20 protein-coding genes and 1 riboswitch are annotated in these 18,404 nt (G+C 60.4%); of the genes, 6 read left to right on the forward strand and 14 right to left on the reverse strand.

Going from position 1 to position 18,404, the window contains the following annotated elements; genetic code table 11:
* The first annotated feature begins 134 nt into the window (after window positions 1–134).
* Window positions 135–2,069 (forward strand): ABC-F family ATP-binding cassette domain-containing protein, encoded by a 1,935-nt coding sequence (locus tag H4Q31_RS20865; RefSeq protein WP_185180997.1) that lies wholly within the window; start codon window positions 135–137, stop codon window positions 2,067–2,069.
* A 16-nt stretch (window positions 2,070–2,085) separates the two neighbouring features.
* On the opposite strand, the gene H4Q31_RS20870 is transcribed toward H4Q31_RS20865, so the two are convergent.
* The 14 genes from H4Q31_RS20870 to H4Q31_RS20935 form a co-directional block, all read right to left on the reverse strand.
* Window positions 2,086–2,259 (reverse strand): hypothetical protein, encoded by a 174-nt coding sequence (locus H4Q31_RS20870; protein ID WP_185180998.1) that lies wholly within the window; start codon window positions 2,257–2,259, stop codon window positions 2,086–2,088.
* 327 nt (window positions 2,260–2,586) lie between these two features.
* Window positions 2,587–2,808 carry a hypothetical protein gene (locus tag H4Q31_RS20875; protein WP_185180999.1) on the reverse strand — a complete coding sequence of 74 codons (222 nt, stop codon included), beginning with the start codon at window positions 2,806–2,808 and terminating at the stop codon, window positions 2,587–2,589.
* 9 nt (window positions 2,809–2,817) lie between these two features.
* Complete coding sequence (locus H4Q31_RS20880) at window positions 2,818–4,113, reverse strand: hypothetical protein (protein ID WP_185181000.1); 1,296 nt, start codon at window positions 4,111–4,113, stop codon at window positions 2,818–2,820.
* A gap of 13 nt (window positions 4,114–4,126) precedes the next feature.
* Window positions 4,127–4,948, reverse strand: a complete 822-nt coding sequence (locus H4Q31_RS20885; protein ID WP_185181001.1) for a hypothetical protein — start codon at window positions 4,946–4,948, stop codon at window positions 4,127–4,129.
* On the reverse strand, window positions 4,945–5,634 hold the full coding sequence (locus tag H4Q31_RS20890; RefSeq protein WP_185181002.1) for an ATP-binding cassette domain-containing protein: 690 nt from the start codon (window positions 5,632–5,634) through the stop codon (window positions 4,945–4,947). Before H4Q31_RS20890 ends, H4Q31_RS20885 begins: the two co-directional genes overlap by 4 nt.
* Entirely contained in the window at window positions 5,627–6,043 is a 417-nt protein-coding gene (locus H4Q31_RS20895; RefSeq protein WP_311771782.1) for a GntR family transcriptional regulator, read from the reverse strand. Before H4Q31_RS20895 ends, H4Q31_RS20890 begins: the two co-directional genes overlap by 8 nt.
* 482 nt (window positions 6,044–6,525) lie before the next feature.
* The gene (tsaD, locus tag H4Q31_RS20900; protein WP_185181004.1) at window positions 6,526–7,557 is read right to left on the reverse strand and encodes a tRNA (adenosine(37)-N6)-threonylcarbamoyltransferase complex transferase subunit TsaD; all 1,032 of its coding nucleotides are present in this window, start codon (window positions 7,555–7,557) and stop codon (window positions 6,526–6,528) included.
* Entirely contained in the window at window positions 7,554–8,081 is a 528-nt protein-coding gene (gene rimI, locus H4Q31_RS20905; protein WP_185181005.1) for a ribosomal protein S18-alanine N-acetyltransferase, read from the reverse strand. The genes tsaD and rimI overlap by 4 nt, the downstream gene beginning before the upstream one ends.
* Window positions 8,078–8,953, reverse strand: coding sequence for a tRNA (adenosine(37)-N6)-threonylcarbamoyltransferase complex dimerization subunit type 1 TsaB (tsaB, locus tag H4Q31_RS20910; protein WP_185181006.1), 876 nt, complete (start codon window positions 8,951–8,953; stop codon window positions 8,078–8,080). Before tsaB ends, rimI begins: the two co-directional genes overlap by 4 nt.
* A complete protein-coding gene (tsaE, locus tag H4Q31_RS20915; protein ID WP_185181007.1) occupies window positions 8,953–9,465 on the reverse strand; it encodes a tRNA (adenosine(37)-N6)-threonylcarbamoyltransferase complex ATPase subunit type 1 TsaE in 513 nt (170 codons plus the stop codon). The genes tsaB and tsaE overlap by 1 nt, the downstream gene beginning before the upstream one ends.
* Window positions 9,466–9,617: 152 nt before the next feature.
* Window positions 9,618–10,166, reverse strand: a complete 549-nt coding sequence (locus H4Q31_RS20920; RefSeq protein WP_311771781.1) for an MOSC domain-containing protein — start codon at window positions 10,164–10,166, stop codon at window positions 9,618–9,620.
* Between the two features lie 156 nt (window positions 10,167–10,322).
* Complete coding sequence (locus H4Q31_RS20925; protein WP_185181008.1) at window positions 10,323–10,889, reverse strand: FAD-dependent oxidoreductase; 567 nt, start codon at window positions 10,887–10,889, stop codon at window positions 10,323–10,325.
* 161 nt (window positions 10,890–11,050) lie between these two features.
* Window positions 11,051–11,230: an H-type small acid-soluble spore protein gene (locus H4Q31_RS20930; RefSeq protein WP_185181009.1), complete on the reverse strand. Its 180-nt coding sequence runs from the start codon at window positions 11,228–11,230 to the stop codon at window positions 11,051–11,053.
* Complete coding sequence (locus H4Q31_RS20935) at window positions 11,227–11,400, reverse strand: hypothetical protein (protein WP_185181010.1); 174 nt, start codon at window positions 11,398–11,400, stop codon at window positions 11,227–11,229. The genes H4Q31_RS20930 and H4Q31_RS20935 overlap by 4 nt, the downstream gene beginning before the upstream one ends.
* 213 nt (window positions 11,401–11,613) lie before the next feature.
* Between H4Q31_RS20935 and ku the strand changes: the two genes are divergently transcribed.
* The 5 genes from ku to H4Q31_RS20960 all read left to right on the forward strand — a co-directional run bounded on the left by ku (window position 11,614) and on the right by H4Q31_RS20960 (window position 18,141).
* Complete coding sequence (ku, locus tag H4Q31_RS20940; RefSeq protein WP_245347427.1) at window positions 11,614–12,750, forward strand: non-homologous end joining protein Ku; 1,137 nt, start codon at window positions 11,614–11,616, stop codon at window positions 12,748–12,750.
* A gap of 133 nt (window positions 12,751–12,883) precedes the next feature.
* Window positions 12,884–13,026, forward strand: a riboswitch (cyclic di-AMP (ydaO/yuaA leader).
* A gap of 4 nt (window positions 13,027–13,030) precedes the next feature.
* Window positions 13,031–13,990, forward strand: a complete 960-nt coding sequence (locus H4Q31_RS20945; RefSeq protein ID WP_245347426.1) for a CAP domain-containing protein — start codon at window positions 13,031–13,033, stop codon at window positions 13,988–13,990.
* Window positions 13,991–14,191: 201 nt separating this feature from the next.
* Entirely contained in the window at window positions 14,192–14,806 is a 615-nt protein-coding gene (locus H4Q31_RS20950; protein WP_185181011.1) for a TetR/AcrR family transcriptional regulator, read from the forward strand.
* Between the two features lie 43 nt (window positions 14,807–14,849).
* The gene (locus H4Q31_RS20955) at window positions 14,850–17,294 is read left to right on the forward strand and encodes an MMPL family transporter (RefSeq protein WP_185181012.1); all 2,445 of its coding nucleotides are present in this window, start codon (window positions 14,850–14,852) and stop codon (window positions 17,292–17,294) included.
* A gap of 184 nt (window positions 17,295–17,478) precedes the next feature.
* Entirely contained in the window at window positions 17,479–18,141 is a 663-nt protein-coding gene (locus tag H4Q31_RS20960; RefSeq protein ID WP_185181013.1) for a putative endonuclease domain-containing protein, read from the forward strand.
* The last annotated feature ends 263 nt before the right edge of the window (window positions 18,142–18,404 follow it).

The following is an 18,404-nucleotide window of genomic DNA, read 5'->3' on the forward strand; positions in this document are numbered from 1 at the left end:
GTTACTCGGTTTGGCCGAGCAACTCCTGCGCGCCGCGCCAACCTTCCTTTTGGACGAAGCCGACGTTTTGCGATACACTGGACAAAAGCGTTCCTACTATAATAACTAGCAATTTGCAGTCGGAGGGATTCCTCTTGCTTTTGCAAGCATCTGGCATTATGAAGCATTATGGCGTGACGCCCGTGCTCGAAGGCGTCTCCATTCAGATCAACGAGCGAGACCGGATCGGCCTCGTCGGCGTGAACGGCGCCGGCAAGTCGACGTTCCTGCGCATTCTCGCGGGCGAGCTGACCTACGACGGCGGCTCGGTATCGAAGCCCCGCGAGGTGCGGATCGGCTACTTGGCGCAGAACAGCTCTTTCGACGGCAGCCTGACGCTGCACGAAGTGATGATGAATGCGTTCGGACCTCTTCTCGATCAGGAAAAGGCTCTTCGCCGGCTGGAGCAGCGCATCTCCGATCCGGAAGAGCAGCAGGACGCCGCGCGCTACGAAGCGCTGCTCAGCCAGTATGCGGATCTGAGCGACCGGTTCCGCGAAGCGGGCGGGTTCGAGATGAACAACCGCATCCGCAGCATCCTGCACGGCATGGGCTTCGGCGACTTCCCGCAGGAGACGCTCGTCTCGAGCTTAAGCGGCGGCCAACGCACGCGGCTCGCGCTCGCGCGGCTGCTCGTCGTGCAGCCGGAGCTGCTGCTGCTTGACGAGCCGACGAACCATCTCGATATCGCCACCTTGACGTGGCTCGAGCAGTATCTGCGCACCTATTCCGGCGCGATGGTCATCGTCTCGCACGACCGCTACTTCCTCGATGCCACGGTGACGTCGATCGTCGAGATCGAGCGCCACTCGGCGACCCGTTATACCGGCAACTATTCGCGCTTCATGGAGCTGAAGGAAGCGGACTTCGCCCAACGCGTGAAGCTGTACGATCAGCAGCGGCGCGAGATCGCCCGGATGGAAGAGTTCATTCAGAAGAATCTGGCGCGGGCGACGACGACGCGCAGAGCCCAGAGCCGGCGCAACGCGCTCGAGCGAATCGAGCGGCTGGAGAAGCCGGGCACACTGAAGCAGGCAAGCTTCTCCTTCTCCACTGAGCGCCGTACCGGCAAAGACGTACTGCAAGTATCGGAAGCGTCGGCCGCGCCGGCGGCGGAGATGAGCCCGCTCTTCCGCGACGTCTCGTTCGAGGTGAAGCGCGGCGAGCGGATTGCCATACTCGGGCCGAACGGCGTCGGCAAGACGACGCTGCTGCGCGCGCTGGTCGGCTCGCTGGAGCTGCGCAAGGGCAGCGTACGCTGGGGCACGGGCGTTATGCTCGGCTACTACGATCAGGAGCAGCGCGGGCTGAACAAGGCGAACACGGTGCTCGAGGAAGTGTGGAGCGAATATCCGATGCTTCCCGAAGCGGAGATTCGGACGGTGCTGGGCAATTTTCTTTTCACCGGGGAAGATGTGAAGAAGCTGGTCGGCTCCCTGAGCGGCGGGGAGAAGGCGCGCGTCGCCCTGTCCAAGCTCATGCTGCGCAAAGCGAATGTCATGGTGCTCGACGAGCCGACCAACCACCTCGACCTATGGAGCCGCGAAGTGCTGGAAGCCGCGCTGGAGGAGTACGAAGGCACGCTCATCTTCGTCTCGCATGACCGCTATTTCCTGAACCGGCTTGCCGACCGCATTGTCGAGATCCATCCGGACGGCGCTCGACATTTCCTGGGAAATTACGACGATATGGTTGAGAAAATGCGCGAGATGGAGCAATGGGAGGCTGATCGCGAGGCGGCGCAGCAGAAGGAGAAAGGCGGGGCTGCTGCGGCTCAGGCTGCACCCGTGCAGGACTATGAGGCGGAGAAGCAGGCCAAACGCGAGGAACGCGCGCGCCAGCGCAAGAAGGAGCAGGCCGAGGCCGACATCGCCCGCTTGGAAGAGGAGATCGCCGCGCTAGAGCAGGAGATGGCGTCCGAGGACGTGTATACCGACTACGTACTGCTGCGCGAGAAGCAGGCGGAGGTCGACAAGCGGAAGCAAGCGCTCGATGAGGCGTATGCGCTCTGGGAGTCATTGCTGGAGTAATCGGGTATCCACAGTTTTATACACAGCTTGCCCGTTGCGGCTCGCCAATCGAGAAGGAACAGCCCTTGTCATTTGGCCCCGGCGGGCAAGCCTTTTTTAGATCTGAAGTTGAATTTTCAGACTTTTCCACTGTTTTATCCACATTATCCACAAAAGTTTGTGAAAATCTTGTCCCATTTTCACGAATCATGGCGCCTTACTCCCTCAACGGACAGCGGATTTTGCCCACAATATGCACAAGGGTGTGGACAAGTTTGTCCACACCCTTGACATTTCTGTCGAGAACGTCTCGATGCTTCTCCGAGATCGTCTCCAGCTCATGCAGCTTCATGCCATAGCGGAAGCCGGTTCCGTTATCTGACCGCAACTACTTGCTCGTAGGCTCGTTAGAGGAACGCTGTTCCGTTATGCGCGGCATTCATATGAGAAACCAACTTAAAACGCCGAAATAACGGAACGCTGTTCCGTTACTCGACTACATCGCACTGCGGCTCTCCAATAACGGAATGTCGTTCCGTTAAGCACGTTTGAGCCGAACGGCTAACGCTTCCTTCATCACCTGCCGCTTGATCCAGCTCTCGCGCATGGATGGCGGCAAGGAGAAGAAGCCGCGGTCGGCGGCGACGGCGAGCAGCGCCTCCTGCGCCGCGGCGGCCGCCGGCTCTTCCTTGCGAAGCAGATAATAGGCGACTTGATAGGCATAAGCCTCATGGCTGCGCAGCAGATCGATTCGTGTCATCGGACGGACTCACCGCCGCACTCCGAGATAACTCAGCCACACGTCGTCGAGCTGCTCCTGCGGCCGGCCGTTCGGATCTTCGAGGACGGGCTGTCCTCGGTAAAGAATACGCCCGTCCGCGGCATCCGCCACCGCAGCGATCGGCATGTCCGTGTTCTCGTCCTTCTTGACCAGCACATAGATCCGGTTATTCGCCATAAGCGCGCTCTTGATCTCGCCTTGGCCGATCTGATCGGCCCGGATGATAGTCTCGGCCGCCTTGCTTCCGTCGGTCACATTATAATGGGTCACGGTGACGGCGTCCTTCGCAGCGGTCAGAATCGATAGCGTATCGCCTACCAATAGGCGGCTGGACCAAATCTCTTCCGGCGCGCTCTCATCCGATTCGACCGTTAACGGGAACGAGTCCATCTCGCCCGATTCATACGAATACACCATCGCGCTTCGGGAGAGGATCTTCGGCCGTTGATCGTTCGGAACCGCTTCTGCGACCGCTCCATCCGCTGCGGCCGCAACGCCGGATTCGGCCGGATTCGCGGACTTCGTTCCTAATTGTTCGACTATGAATACCAGATGCGGGTTTGGCGCCGTCAGCGTCTGTTCCGCGATGTAATTAATCTGCAGCTCGCGGTCCGGCGCGGACGGTTCGCCGAGTTGCAGCTTGACGCTGCGGACGGGCTTGCCGGTCTCGGCGTCGAACACTTCGTCGCGGTATTCCTCCGGTCTGCCCAGCCTCCCTTGTCCGGTCAGAACATGGATATCGTCTCCGGCTTTCTGCACGTCTATGACGTTGACGAAGTCCATCTGGCCGAGCGGCTCCGCCCCTTCGCCATTGTAACGAATCCGTTGTCCCGTCGACGTCTCCAAGACGTCGATCCTCCAGACCAAGCGCAGATCCGGCTGCACGACCTCCGCATCGGCATAGACTAGCCAATCTTTGTCATGATAGAACCCGTTCTCATTCGTCTTGCCTCTCATGAATTGCGAATGCTCGCGGTATAAGGCCCCAATGTCGGGAATATCCCTTCTAATCCAAGCGTTGCCGGTATATAGCAGTCGTTGCCAGAGGGAATCATTCCCGTATTCGCTGCCTTCTGCCGTCACGCCGAGATAATAAGATCCCTTGCCTCCGACGAAGCTCCCCTCAATCCTCAATTCCGCTCCTTCTGCCGGATCGCCTTCCAGCGTCTGCAATCGGTATTCCGGCAGCCGCAATTTCGCGCCATAGGCGTAATAGGTCGTCAGAGACGCCGCCATGAGCAGAACGAGCGCCAGCGTGACGGCGTAACGTTTCATTTTCACCATCGTGCGTCCCTCCTTAGACCGTGATCTTCCGGGCGATGAGCCGGAAGCCGAGCGCGATCGATGCCGCCAGTATGAGAATCGCAATGCCGATCATAATCGCCAGAATCTCGGTCCGATAAAGATAATGGTTCCCGTCCATCACGGGCAATAGCAAAGGGAGGAAGAAGGCGGCTAGGCAAGCGGCGATATAGACGATCGCATAGAAGATGCCGCGCCAGCGATAGCTTCTCTCCAGCAGAATCGCCGTGAAGACGATGAAGACCGCGATAATGCCGAACCCGTAATAAATCAGAAATTGCGTGAAGTCCGTCGGTATAAGCAATTCGAATACGGGACTCCCTCTAACCGCTTCGGCAAGGCTGGCAGGCTCGCGGAGATCGGCAGGCACGGCCAGACGGAACAGCCATTGGTAGAAGGGCATCGCCAGCAGTTGAAAGGCCACCATCGAGAAGACGAACAGCAGGATCGCCGTCGCTTTGGCCAGGTAGACGTTCCTTCTCGCCGTCGGAAGCGTCAGCAGCCGATAGGCGAACGTGTCGCGGCCGAACCAGTCCCGGTACCAGATTCCGAAGACGTACAGCGCGAGCACGACGACGCTGATTAGAATCGGGACGGCGAGCCAGAAGTAAGCGTTGGAGACCGCGAAGGCGAACGAGTACGGATGCTCGGCATAGTAGGCGCGAATCGCCTCATGCTCCCGGATTCGCGACATTTCGTTGCGGGACGTCCATACGATCGCGATCGATTGAATGATCAAGGTCAAGGCCATCAGTCCGAAAAGCACATAACGAAAGCGCTGCACTTCCAAATGGACCAGCTTCAGATAACGATTCACGCGAGCAGCACCTCCCTCATCACGTCGACGACCGACTTGCCTTCCTCGCTCCTTACGCGTTCGCAGTCGAAGGAACGGGCGACCGTGCCTTGGCGGAGGAGAACCGCCTTGTCGAGCAGGAATTCGATCTCCCCGACTTCGTGCGTCGTGAGGAGCACGCCGCGCTCGCCGACCAGCTCGCTCGAGAAGACGGCGGCCACGCTCTCGCGGCTGAACAGGTCGATGCCGGAGAAAGGCTCATCCATGATCACATAATCCGTATCCTGCGCGAGGCCTAGCACTAGATTGAACTTGGCCGCCGTCCCTTTGGACAGGTTGCCGGCCCGCTCCTTCGCGTCGAGACCGAAGAAGGCCATCAGCTCGTTCGCGCGGGCAGGGTTCCAGCTGCGGTAGAAGTCCTCCATGAAGCGAAGCGCCTCGGACAGCCGCTGGGAGGGCGGGACGATCAGGTGATCCGGGATGTAGGAGACGCGCTCGTACATGTCCTTGCCCGGCGGCCGGCCGTCGATGCGGATCGCGCCGCCTTGAATGGGCGTGAGGCCCATGATGGCCTTGAGGATCGTCGACTTACCCGCTCCGTTCAGGCCGATCAGGCAAGTAATCTGTCCTTGCTCGGCGGTGAAGGAGACGTCTTGCAGCACCTTCTTGAAGCCGAATCGCTTGCGCACATGGCTCAGCTCAATCATCGCGCGAACCTCCTTCCGAAGGATTATTGGGGTGGCTTAACGAATGGCTGCTGGGATGGTAATCCGGTTGGATATTCGCTTGAGCCGTTGCATATTGGCGCCGGATCAGCTCGAGCAGCTCGTCCAGCGGGACGTCGATGTTGCGGATCGAAGCGACGAACGCTTCCACCGATTCGCTTAGCAGTTCGGTTCGGATGCCGCTCAGCACATCAAGGTGCGTCGTAATGCGGCTGGGAGAATTCCCTTCGGTGACGATCAAGCTTTGATCCTCCATTTCTTTGTAAGCTCGCTGGGCGGTGTTCGGGTTGATCTTGAGCAGCGCCGCCAGCTCGCGTCTTGATGGAATCGTCTGGCCCGGCTGCAGTGCGCCGGTCACGATCTTCTCCTTGAACAGTCGCACCACCTGAATATAGACGGGATCGCGGCTGTTGAAGGCGACTTCGGCCCATTCGGCGCCGGGGGCGGGGCTTGGGACCGAGCCGGCGGCGGCTGAGCCGAAGCCGTTCGTGCGGCCGGTGCCGCTGCTGCCGGGGGTAGTGCCGCTATCGTTACTCATGAGCGTTACCTCGCATTCTCGCCGGTGTGTGTACTAAATGGTTCATACACTTTAAGTGTATTATGCGGTTAATACGCTCGGCTTGTCAATAGCGGATCCGGTGCAGGGGAGTCACTCGTATGGAAAAAAAGCTGTCTCCTCGGTTCTACCTAACCGATAGAGACAGCTTCTGAGTTAGCTTAGGCGTAACGCGCCAATGTGAGGGGCGGAGTTCCTCACATTCGCGGAATTCCGGCGCAGCTCGCCAATCTTGACACTCCGCACTCGCATGCCCCGTAAGACCTCGCGGAGCGCTTACGTCATGACTATTCCGCACTCGCGCGCCTGCGGCCAGGCTAAGCCCGCCCTACGCTCCACGCCTCCAGTGACAGCTGCGGCTCGGCCTTCAGGTCGAGCGTGGCGAACTCGCCGCGCCGCCACTTGAGGTCGGCCGCCGCGGCGATCATGGCCGCGTTGTCCGTGCACAGCGCAAGCGGCGGCACGAGCAGCGGCAGCCCCGCTTCCGCGCACAGCGCGGCGAGCCGCTCGCGCAGTCCGCGGTTCGCCGCGACGCCGCCGCAGAGCAGGAGCTGCCGCGCGCCGAACTCGGCGGCAGCGCGCATGGCCTTCGTCGTCACGACGTCGATGACGGACTCCTGGAAGCCGCGCGCGAGAGCCCCAGCCTCGACGCCCAAGCCCTTCATGTTGGCGCGGTTGATCTCGGCCAGCACGGCCGACTTCAGCCCGCTGAAGCTGAAGTCGAACGAATCCGGCTCCAGCCAGGCGCGCGGCAGCTCGATCGCCGACTCCGCCGCCTGCGCGAGCCGGTCGATGTGCGGGCCGCCCGGATACGGCAGCGACAGCGCGCGCGCGACCTTGTCGTACGCTTCGCCGACCGCGTCGTCCCTCGTCTGCCCGATGATGCGGAATGAACCTTCCGCTTCGAGCAGCACGAGCTCGGTATGTCCGCCCGAGACGACGAGCGCAAGCGCGGGGTATTCGATCTCGCCGACCAGCCGGTTGGCATAAATATGGCCCGCGATGTGATGCGTGCCGATCAGCGGCACATCCAGCGCGAGCGACAGGCTCTTCGCGGCGACGACGCCGACGAGCAGCGCGCCGACGAGTCCCGGCCCCTGCGTCACGGCGATAGCGTCGATCTCTTCCAGCGTCACGCCCGCCGCCTCCACCGCTTCCTCGAGAATGACGGTGATGCTCTCGACATGCTTGCGCGAAGCAATCTCCGGCACGACGCCGCCGAACCGGCGGTGCGTGTCGATCTGACTCGATACGATATTGGATAATACCTCGCCGCCGTTGCGAACGACCGCGACAGATGTCTCGTCGCAGCTCGTCTCGATGGCGAGCAGATGATAAGGGCGGTTCATGCTTGTTCTCCTTCTGCCTTGCCGGTTGCCGCCTCTTCGGCCCAGACGTCCGGCTCAAGGTCGGCCCACATGATGAGCGCATCCTCACGGTTGTCCGAATAATAGCCAGGTCGAATGCCGGACGGCTCGAAGCCGTACTTCCGATACAGCCGTTGGGCTCGTTCGTTCGAGACGCGAACTTCCAGCGTCATGCGCCTAGCGCCAAGCCAGTAGGCGGTGCGCATCAGCTCGGTCATCAGCTTCCGGCCAAGACCGATTCCTTGATAGGCTTCCCGAATCGCGATATTGGTCACGTGCGCCTCATCGACGATGAGCCACATGCCGCCGTAACCAAGAATGACGCCGTCTTGCTCCAATACCATATATTTGGCGAACATGTTCTGGCTTAGTTCATTGTGGAAAGCTTCCGCAGACCAAGGAGCGGTGAATACCTCGCGCTCGATTCCGACGATCTTGTCGATATCGCTTAACGTCATGCTGCGAAATTCCAGCTTAGCCGCTTCCGGCCTAATCCGTTCTATCATATCCGGCTCTCCGTTCCGGCCTTGATGAGGTTAACCTCCGCCTCCGTTAGTTGGGTGTAATTCGGGGCGAAGCCGTGAATATCCTCCTGCACCCCCAGGCGGAACCGGCGCTCAGCTAATACGCCGACAGCCCCCGCGTCGATGACGCTTGGCTCCAGACGCAGCGGCCAACCGGCGCTCAACGCCTCGAGGTCCAGCGCCGGACCCTTCTTGCCCTCGAGGAATGCCAGCTCGCCAACCAGATAGACGGCCGACGGCCGCTCCGACGCCTCAAGCTGCTCATAACGCTCCCGCAGCTGTCTCACCCAGTCCGCAACGAGGCGGATGCCGTCCTTCTCCACGCTCGCCCATTCGCCATTCCTTCCAGCGGTGAAAAGCGATGTGTACGCCTGTCCGCGCCGCGCGTCCATGAGCGGAACGATCCAGACGGCCGCTCCCGCATCTGCAACGGTACCAGCACTGGCTGGTGCATCGCCAGCCGCATCGCTGACAGCCGCACCGGCCGCTGCGGCATGCCGCGGCTCAAGCTTCGTCCAAGCCGAGAAGGCGGTCGCCTCGAGGCTTGATACGCCGACGAGCGGCTTGTTCCAAGCCCAGGCGAGCGTCTTGGCGGCGGACACCGCGATGCGGACGCCGGTATAGGAGCCGGGGCCTTGGCCGACGGCGATCACATCCACCTTTGCACGCGTGAGACCGTTCTTCTTCATTAAATCCTGCAGGTCGGAGACGACACGGACCGAATGGTTGCGTTCCGTGAACGAATGCGAGGCGTCCACCGTCCGCCCATTCCGCGTGATCGCCGCCGCCAGTACGGACGAAGACGTATCGAGCGCCAGCGCCGTGCAGTCTTCCTCCCGATGATTCGCGTCCATCAAGCGCCTTCCTCCTCCCGTTCCGTCATGCCCAGTTCCGTGCACCAAACCGCGTACCGTTCGCCGAGAGCGCGGCCTTCCAGCCTCCGGGACGTTGGTCCCGTCGTGGTCAGCCGAAGATGCAGCCTCTCCTCGGGCAGCAGCGGCTCAATGAGCGATGCCCATTCGACCAGCGTCACGCCCGAGCCCGCGAAGTATTCGTCCAGCCCGAGCTCGTCCGCTTCCGCCATCGACAGCCGGTAGACGTCCATATGATAGAAAGGGAGCCTGCCTCCCTCGTATTCCTTAATGATGGTGAAAGTCGGGCTGTTCACGTGACCCGGCACGCCGAGTCCCGCAGCGAATGCTTGCGCGAATCGGGTCTTGCCCGCGCCGAGATCGCCGTCTAACGCCAGTACGGTTCCCGGTACCGCAAGCTCCGACAGCCGCTTCGCGAAGCTCGCCGTATCCTCTTCCGTCCGGGCTTCCCAGACGAACGACCGGCCCAGGGAAGCGCAATCCGAGTTGCTCATAGCGTGTCCCATCCTTTGCGAGTAAGACGCACATCCCGCTCTAAATACAGCAAAATCCGCGGGCGGACGGAGGCCGTCCAGGCGCGGATATGCGCGTCAGAATTATTTTTTTATTATATAGGCATCGGATTGAACTTGCAAAAAAGGCGGTGTTACGGCAGCACGATGCGCACCTTGTCTCCTGCGGCGATCGTCCCCGGCAGCTCCACCGAGCAGACGATGCCTCTGCGCTGCTGCGCCGTCTTCACGAACCGGGCCGCGAGCTTCGCGTCCCCGCCGCAATGCTCCGCGATGACTTCGCCGGGACCGATGCAAGGCTCATTCTCCCCTTCGCAGATAAGCGAAGCCCCGGACTCGAACAGCAGCCTCGCGCCTCGAGGGAGCAGCGTGAACTCCGGGCAGCCGCTGATGAGCACATTGGCGCCAAGCCACTCAGGCATAATTGCCTCCACACCCAGCTTCCCGGCGACGTCCGCATTGTCCTCAACGGACACAAGGCTGATCTGCCGGCGGTTCGCGATCATCGTCCCGCGCGGGTACAGATGCTTATACCTAACATCCGCAGGCCGCATCAATCCATAATGGCGGTCGCCGGGAATGCCGCCGAGGTCAACCTCAATACGATCGGTCCGCGCCGTCACGAACGATTCAGGGTCTGGCGTTGCCAGCACGGCTTCTGCGTAAGCTTCGATTAATCTCACCAAGGTGTCCTTCCTCCGTCTCCATCTAGGGCGCCGCAACAGGCACCCTCTCAAAAGGAAAAATTCGCCGCCTGTCCCCGATTCCCTTCCCTGCTTCTCAAATAAAGAAGGCCGCCAAGAAGCATTCGCTTCCGGCAGCCCGATCAATGCTCGCAACTAGTCCTTCTTCATCACGTCGTGGTCGACATATCGCTCGCCGTTCAGCTCGCTGACGACGTTGATCGCGACCTTCGCGCCGTCGCCTGCCGTGATGATCGTGTGCATGCTGACGCCGGCGACCGTGCCGGCTGCCCAGACGTTCGCCACATTCGTCTTGCCTTCCGGCGTCGCGTCGATGATCGTCTTGATGCGCGGCTCGGTGCCCGGCTTCGTCTGAATGCCGCTCGCTTCCGCGAAGTCGACGAACATGCCGGTCGCGACGATCACATGCTTCGCTTCATATGTACCCGTCTCTGTCTCAACCGTGAGAGAGTCGGTTCCTGCCGTCAGCTTCACCGCTTTGCCAGTGACGAATTCGGCGCCGAACTTCTCGGCTTGCTTCTTGCCGGTATCGACCAGGTCCGGGCCGGAGATCGCCGGCGCGCCGTAATGATTGTCGATCCAAGCTCTGCGTGTCACGCTCTGATCGCTGTCGATGACGAGCGTCTTCTTGCCTGCCTTCGCCGTGAACAGAGCCGCGCTTGCCCCCGCCGGACCGCCTCCGATAATCGCTACTTCATACATGTTCTCCAATCTCCCTTCGTGTTTGAATCTACATCCTTCATTGTATCATTACCTTATTTTGCTATCAAAAAGAATGAGGAAAAGACGAGGCGCGTGCCGCCCCGTCTCGTCTGGATCGTCTCTGCCTGTCGGACCTTAAGCGGGTTCAAGGCCCGATCGCGTTAGTGCTCTTGCAGCCGCTCCACGGCCACCGTCTGCGTATTCAACGGATTCGAGCCGACCTTCACGGTGGCTACTCCGTTAGCGGCGTCGACCTTCTCGATCCAGACCGGATCTCCATCCAGCTGCACCGCGATCGTGTCCGACGATTCGTATATTTGCTGCGCTCGCTCGGCGTTCATTTGGGATCGTCCTCCTTCATCGTATCGGTCGTCGTCTCTCCGATCAGCCCGTTGTCCATCGTCACTTGGCCGCCGCCAAGCCCTTCATTCACCATGCGGTCAATATCCATGTCGAATCGTTCTTTGCCCTCGTACAGGGCGTCGCTGTCGTTATCGTGGGATACCGCCATTCGGAATTAGGTTCGCCTCCGCCCCAACTGGATTGTTCACTCGACAATATGCCCCGCGCGGGTTGAACCCATGCATTCGGGGAACGCTATGGCGACAACAGAGAGCTGTGCCGGGTAGAAGCGAATGAAGCGAATGAAGCGAAGCAGCAGCCATATCGCGATAAGCCGTATTCGGCGATACTGCCTTATTGCCAACGAAAGGAGCTGTTCATCATGCATACAGTCTGGAAAGGCGCCATCAGCTTCGGCCTCGTTCATGTGCCGGTTAAGATGTTCACCGCAACCGAGGACAAGGACGTCCATCTGCGGTACATCCATAAGCCTTGCGGGACGCCGATCTCCTACACGCGTACCTGCCCGCATTGCGAGAAGCCGACGGAGTGGGAGGAGATCACCCGCGGGTACGAGTATGAGAAGGGACGCTTCGTGCTCTTTGACGATGAGGAGCTTGAAGCGATTAAGCCGGAGACGGCGCGGACGATCCAAATTCTCGACTTCGTGGACTTGCGGGAGATTGACCCGGTTTATTATCAGAAAACATATTATTTGTCCCCCGACCAAGCCGGCGGCGGCGCGTACAATCTGCTGCTCGAAGCGATGCGGCAGTCCGGCCGGATCGGCATCGCCAAGATTGCGATTCGCAGCAAGAGCAGTCTCGCGGCCATTCGGGTGGTGGACAATTGCATCTGCTTGGAGACGATGTTCTATCCCGATGAGATCCGCGGCATTCAAGGCGTGCCGAACCTCCCGGACAACGTGCAGGTGAACGAACGGGAGCTGGATATGGCGAAGCTGCTGATCGATCAGCTCACCGGGCCGTTCGAGCCGGAGAAGTACACCGACGACTACCGCGTCGCGCTGCTTGAAGCGATCGAGCGCAAGGTTGCCGGCGAGAGCACCGACGTCGTCACCGCGCCTGCGGCGGAGCGGACGAACGTCATTGACCTGATGGCCGCGCTGCAGGCCAGCCTGGAAGCGACCAAGCCGGGCGCGGGAGCAGCGGCTGGGGCGGCGGCCGGTGGGACGGCTGGCGGCGGTGCGGCAGCGGGCAGCGATGAAGCGGCGGCTGGCGGCGCTAGAGTGGCGCGCGGGGGTAGGGCGAGAGCTGGCGCGGATGCGGCAGCGGGCAGCGGTATGGCAGCGAGTGGCGGTGCGGGCGAGCCGATTGTGAGCGACAGCGGCAATGCGGCGGAGACCGCCAAGCGCAAGCCGGCGGCGCGGCGGCCCGCCAAGACGAAGGTCGCGGCGGGGGCGGAATCGGCGGCGGGTGGCGGCGCGAAGGCGGGCGCTGGCGCTGCTGGCGGCGGCAAACGCGGCTCCGCGCGCAGCAAGAAGGAGCCCGCGACGTAGCGCTGGGACGGCAGGACGGCGGTGGCACGGCGAATTGGCAGGCCTGCATATTTCGCAGTGCCGCCGCTGTTTAGCCGAGCCTTCCAGTATTTTGGCAATGAATCGCGGCCGATGCAGCTGATACAATTTGAAGGCAAATCCAAGGCCGAAGCCCAGTACTGGGCGCGGGGGAACCAAGCATGTTCGTATGGGGTGAAGCCGTTCGCTGTGAATGGCAGGGGGACTCTTTGACCCGAACCCGTCAGCTAACCTCGCAGGCCGACAAAGGGAGGAACTTCAATTGTTCAAACACAACAATCGTCGCGGTCTTGCCAAGCTCGTTCTCGCAGGCTCGCTCGTAACGGCACTGTCCATTCCGGCAGCCGGCGCGGCAACAGCAGCTCCGAGCACCGTCGTTCCATTTGCGGTCGCGTCTAAAGGCTTAATGACTATATATGCAGCTTCCAATCCGGCAACAACATTCAACTGGGCACAAATAGTCGGCCAGAATGGCTTTGATCTGGAGCAATTCATCCAGCAAATCCAGCACAACCTCGCACAAGGCGGGGCTGGCTCGGGCTCGGTTACTGCGCCTGGAGCGGCAGCGGGAGCGAACCAAGCTGGCTCTGCCGCTGGTGCAGGTGCAGACTCGAAACCTAGCGCTGATGCGGATTCGAACACTGGCGCCGGCAAACCAGGTACAACCGCTGGTTCGAGCGCAGGCTCGAGCGCCGCGGGATCGCAAGCGGGGACTGGTTCGAAGGCTGGTGCGGGTTCCGCCGCAGGCTCTAGCCAAGCAGGAACGAATTCCGGCTCGAAAGCCGGCGCTTCTACTCCTTCGAACAGCGGTTCCGCTGCCGGTTCTTCCGACGCTTCCGGCTCGACGGCTGCACAGTCTGATTTTGCCGCAGAGGTTGTCAGCCTCGTGAATCAGGAACGGGCCAAGGCCGGCCTGAACCCGCTCAAGTCGGATGCCAAGCTGACCTCCGTAGCCGCCGCCAAGGCGAAGGATATGTACGCCAACAACTACTTCGATCACAACTCGCCGACGTACGGATCTCCATTCGATATGATGCAGCAATTCGGCGTCAGCTACAGCTACGCCGGCGAGAACATCGCCAAAGGCCAGCAGAATCCGCAAGCCGTCATGGATGCTTGGATGAACAGCTCCGGCCACCGCGCCAACATCTTGAACGCGAATTTCAAGTCGATTGGCGTTGCTTACTACAATGGCGAATGGGTGCAAGAGTTCACGGGCTAATCGAATACGCTAATCAACCGACCGGGCTTTCGCCCGGTCGGTTTTTTGGGGTGGCGCGGACGACTTGGCCGTCACGGCTTCGCCACATTTTTCACCAAGAAATGTGATTGCACTATGAGAAACATTGCCCAAAGAGCAACAAAAATGATATGTTGTAATCCAGATAAGAACCCACTTCTCGGAAGGAAGCTGAATGAAGACATGAACAGATACAGCCTTCGCGATCTGAAGAAAGCGGCGACAGCGCATGCGCTGGCCAACGCGGCTTTCGAGCTCGCGCTTGAACGGGGACTGGACGGCTTCGTCGTCGATGACGTGGCGCAGCGCGCCGGCTACTCCCGAAGAACGTTCGCGAACCACTACTCCTGCAAGGAGGAAGCGGTGGTCATGGGAGCCGTTACGTCCAACGGCAATAATGATGCCGAGCACGTCCTGGAGGAATTGCCCGAAGGCTCCGCTCCGATGGACGCGCTGCGCCTGTTGATCAGCACGCAGTTCACGATCGAACTTCTGCGGAAATTGCGCGAGGTTCAGGTCCTTGCCAAGCAGCATTCGACGCTGGAACCCTATCTCCTCAACGTGTTCCGCAGCTTGCAGACGGCGGCTCTGGAGACGTTAAACGATCTGTATAAGGACCGTTATCCGGAAGAATACAAGCATCTGCTTGTCGGCGCGGTCTACGGGGCAATCCTGCCGGTGATCGACGGCAGCATCAACGTGCTGCTGCCCGGCCAATCCGCCGGCGATACGCCCGGCGCCGCCGCCTTCGAGCAATATTTAAGCACGGTTTTCGGTTATTTGCGCAGCGGCTTGTAGTTCTCTTGGCCGCAGGAAGATAGAGAAAACGGGAGGAAGAGAGATGTCTACTTTCTTGTATAAGCTGGGAAGACAGGCTTATGGCAAGCCATGGTACTTTATCGGCGGCTGGATCGTGATCCTCGCCGTCGTCGCCGCGATGCTTGGCGTCAATGGCATGAGCACAAGCACCGAGATTAAGCTGGAAGGAACCGACGCCCAGAAGGTGTTGGATAAGCTGGAGAAGGTGCTGCCGGAAGCCGCGGGCGGCCGGGGGAGCGTCGTGTTCACGGCGCCCGAAGGGGAGCGGCTGGACACGCCGGAACGCGTGGCGGCGATTACCGATGCTGTCAGCAAGGTCTATCAGCTTGACTATGTCATCAACCCCGCCGATTACGCCGCAGCTGCCGGCGCTGATTCGACTGGCGGCGCCGCCGTCCAGGGCGAAGCTTCCCGAGAGGCAGGGCCAGCCGGCACGGCAGGCGCTGGTACGGCAAGTGCTGGTACGGCAGGCGCTGGCACGGCAAGCACCGGCACGGCAGGCGCTGGCACGGCAAGCACCGGCACGGCAGGCGCCGACCCGTCGCAATTGCCGCCATACGGGCCGCTCATGGCGGACGGCACGGCCGTGCCGGGCGTCTTGATTGCCTCGGACGGCAGCGTCGCCCTGTTCCAGTTCCAATTCACCGTCCTGCAAACTTCGCTGCCTGAAGGCGTCGCGGATTCGATCGTCGACGTGGTCAATCAAGCGGGCGAAGGCACCGGCATTACAGTATTGCCAAGCGACACGCTCCAACCGGTCGATATTCCGATCGGTTCCAACGAGGTTTACGGATTGGTGATCGCCATTCTGGTCCTAATCGTGTCGCTTGGCTCCATCGTGGCGGCCGGCCTGCCGATCTTGATCGCCCTCTTCGGCGTTGCGATCGGCGTCGGCGGTGCCTATGCGATCTCTAGCTTCATTACGATGACCTCCATCACTCCGGTGCTGGCACTGATGGTCGGTTTGGCCGTTGGCATCGATTATGCGTTGTTTATCGTGAATCGCCAACGCCGCCTCATCATCGACCAAGGCTTGACTGCGAGGGAAGCCGCCAGACGGGCCGTCGGCACCGCGGGCAGCGCCGTCTTTTTCGCAGGATTAACGGTCATTATCGCCTTATGCGGCCTGCTCGTCATCGGGCTGTCCTTCTTGAGCGTAATGGCGCTCGTCGCTTCGGTCACCGTATTCCTCGATGTTCTGATCGCGCTGACACTGCTTCCCGCCCTACTCGGCTTGATCGGCGAGCGCATCTGCTCCCGCAAGGCACGCGACAAGAACCGTTCGCAAGCTAAGGGCAAGCGGCATGGCATCGCAGAGCGTTGGGTGAAAGGCGTCGTCAAATTCCGCTGGCTCATCATAGTCGGAGTTATCGCAATCCTCGGCGCCGCAGCGCTGCCGGTTGCGGATATGAAGATGGGAATGCCGGACGGCGGGTCCGCTAACCTCGACACGGCCCAGCGGCAAAGCTACGATGCGATCTCCCGAGGCTTCGGGGAAGGCTACAACGGTCCGCTCATGATCGTCGCAGAGCCTAAGGACCCTTCCGGAGCTATCACGCAGGAGACGCTCTACGGACTCGTTCAGGACATTCAGCAGGTTGAGAATGTGTCTGTCGTATCGCCTCTAGGCGTTAGCGGCGAAGGCAAAACGGCCATCCTGAACGTCATTCCGAAGACCGGTCCGACGGACGAAGCGACCCACAGCCTCGTCAAAGCGCTGCGGGATTCCGATTCGACTATCGCGCAAACCTACGGCGTGACCCTCGGCGTGACAGGCTTCACGGCGATCAACATCGATATGTCGGCGAAGCTGGCCGAGGTGTTCCCGATCTACATCGTCATCATCGTTATTGTCTCGCTGCTGATCCTGCTTCTCGTGTTCCGCTCGATTCTGGTGCCGATCAAAGCGACCGTCGGGTTCCTGCTCAGCGTGCTGGCTACATTCGGACTAACAACGGCGGTGTACCAGTGGGAATGGCTGCACAGTCTGTTTGGGTTCGATACGGGCGGTCCGATTCTAAGCTTCCTTCCGATCATGATCACGGGCATTCTCTATGGTTTGGCTATGGATTATCAGGTGTTTCTCGTCTCCTCGATGCGCGAGTCTTACGTCCATGGCCATCGCGGCAATGAGAGCGTCATTCATGGCTATGACCAAGCGAGCCGCGTCGTTGTGGCTGCCGCGATCATCATGGTGTCCGTGTTCGCCGGCTTCATCTTCGCCCACGACATTATGATCAAGCAGGTCGGCTTCGCGCTGGCGATCGGCATCCTGCTCGATGCGTTCGTGGTTCGCATGGCGCTCGTTCCGGCCGTGATGTCCCTCTTCGGCGACAAAGCCTGGAGCCTCCCGAGGTGGCTGGACCGCTTGCTTCCTAATCTGGATGTCGAAGGCGACAAGCTCCTCGCCGAGCTCAAAGCCAAGGACGCCGAGGCGGGTTCGCCGAGCCCTCGCGCAATGCACTAATCGAGTGGCATGAAATGGCGCTTTATGATATTTTATGGTTAATCAGACGCGCGTGAAGCACACGCCGCTTCTCCCCTTTACGGGTGAGAGCGGCGTTTTTTGGCGTTTGGCGTTTGGCGTTTGGCGTTTGGGGGTTTTGGCGCCATGCGCTGCATATTCGGCCTAGGGGAGGACGGTTGGACACATGAGTAAATTTAGTTCGGTATTCGAAGCGTTCTTAGAGGAGCAGAAGAAATCCGCCGCGGGACAGAGGTTGGAGATGCTTAAGAAGGATCTGACAGGGACGAAGAAGTTACTGGAGGTTGTCGCATGGCCGGCGCTTCGAACGTTGGATGGTGTCCAGCTAGAGCATGAGTTCGTGAGCTCATCCGGCGTTCGAATCTACATCGACGCTTACTACGAACCGCTTCGGCTGGCGTTAGAATGCGACGGTTACGCGGCGCACGGCGAGAATTTGACTCGCGATCGCTTCTCGTTCGAGCGCATGCGAATTCGATCGGCAGCTTTACAGGGGTATCGATATTTCCCTTTTAGCTATGATGAGTTAGATAAGAAGCCCGAAATGTGCCAACGAGCCTTGTTTGAATTGCTGGGGAGGTATGAGAGTCCTCTGGACTCGGCGCTCAGAACATTGCCGGTTTATGAACGGGAGGTGCTTCGTTTAGGGTGGAGCAGGAACGGGCGGCCCTTCGCAGAAGTACGCGAATGCTTGCTGATAGGGGACGATGGAGCAAGAAGCTTACTTAGGAAATTAGTCCAGAAAGAACTCATTCAACCCATTGGAAGCGGCGTACAGCGGTACCATTCTTATAAACTGACCGACATGGCCGATAACTACTTATTATGAGCCGGATTACGGTGCGGTCGGTGCGCGCGGACTTGCGCTGTAACCCGGCTGCGACCGGTTGCAGCTCCTGCACGCGCGCGGTCTCGCGCTGTAACCCGGCTGCGACCGGTTGCAGCAACCGCACGCGCGCGGGGGCGCGCTGTAACCCGGCTGCGACCGGTTGCAGCAGCCGCGCGCGCGGTCTCGCGCTGTAACCCGGCTGCGACCGGTTGCAGCAACCGCACGCCCGCGGTATCGCGCTGCAACCCGGCTGCGACCGGTTA

This window comes from Cohnella lubricantis (assembly GCF_014212015.1).
Lineage (GTDB): Bacteria > Bacillota > Bacilli > Paenibacillales > Paenibacillaceae > Cohnella > Cohnella lubricantis.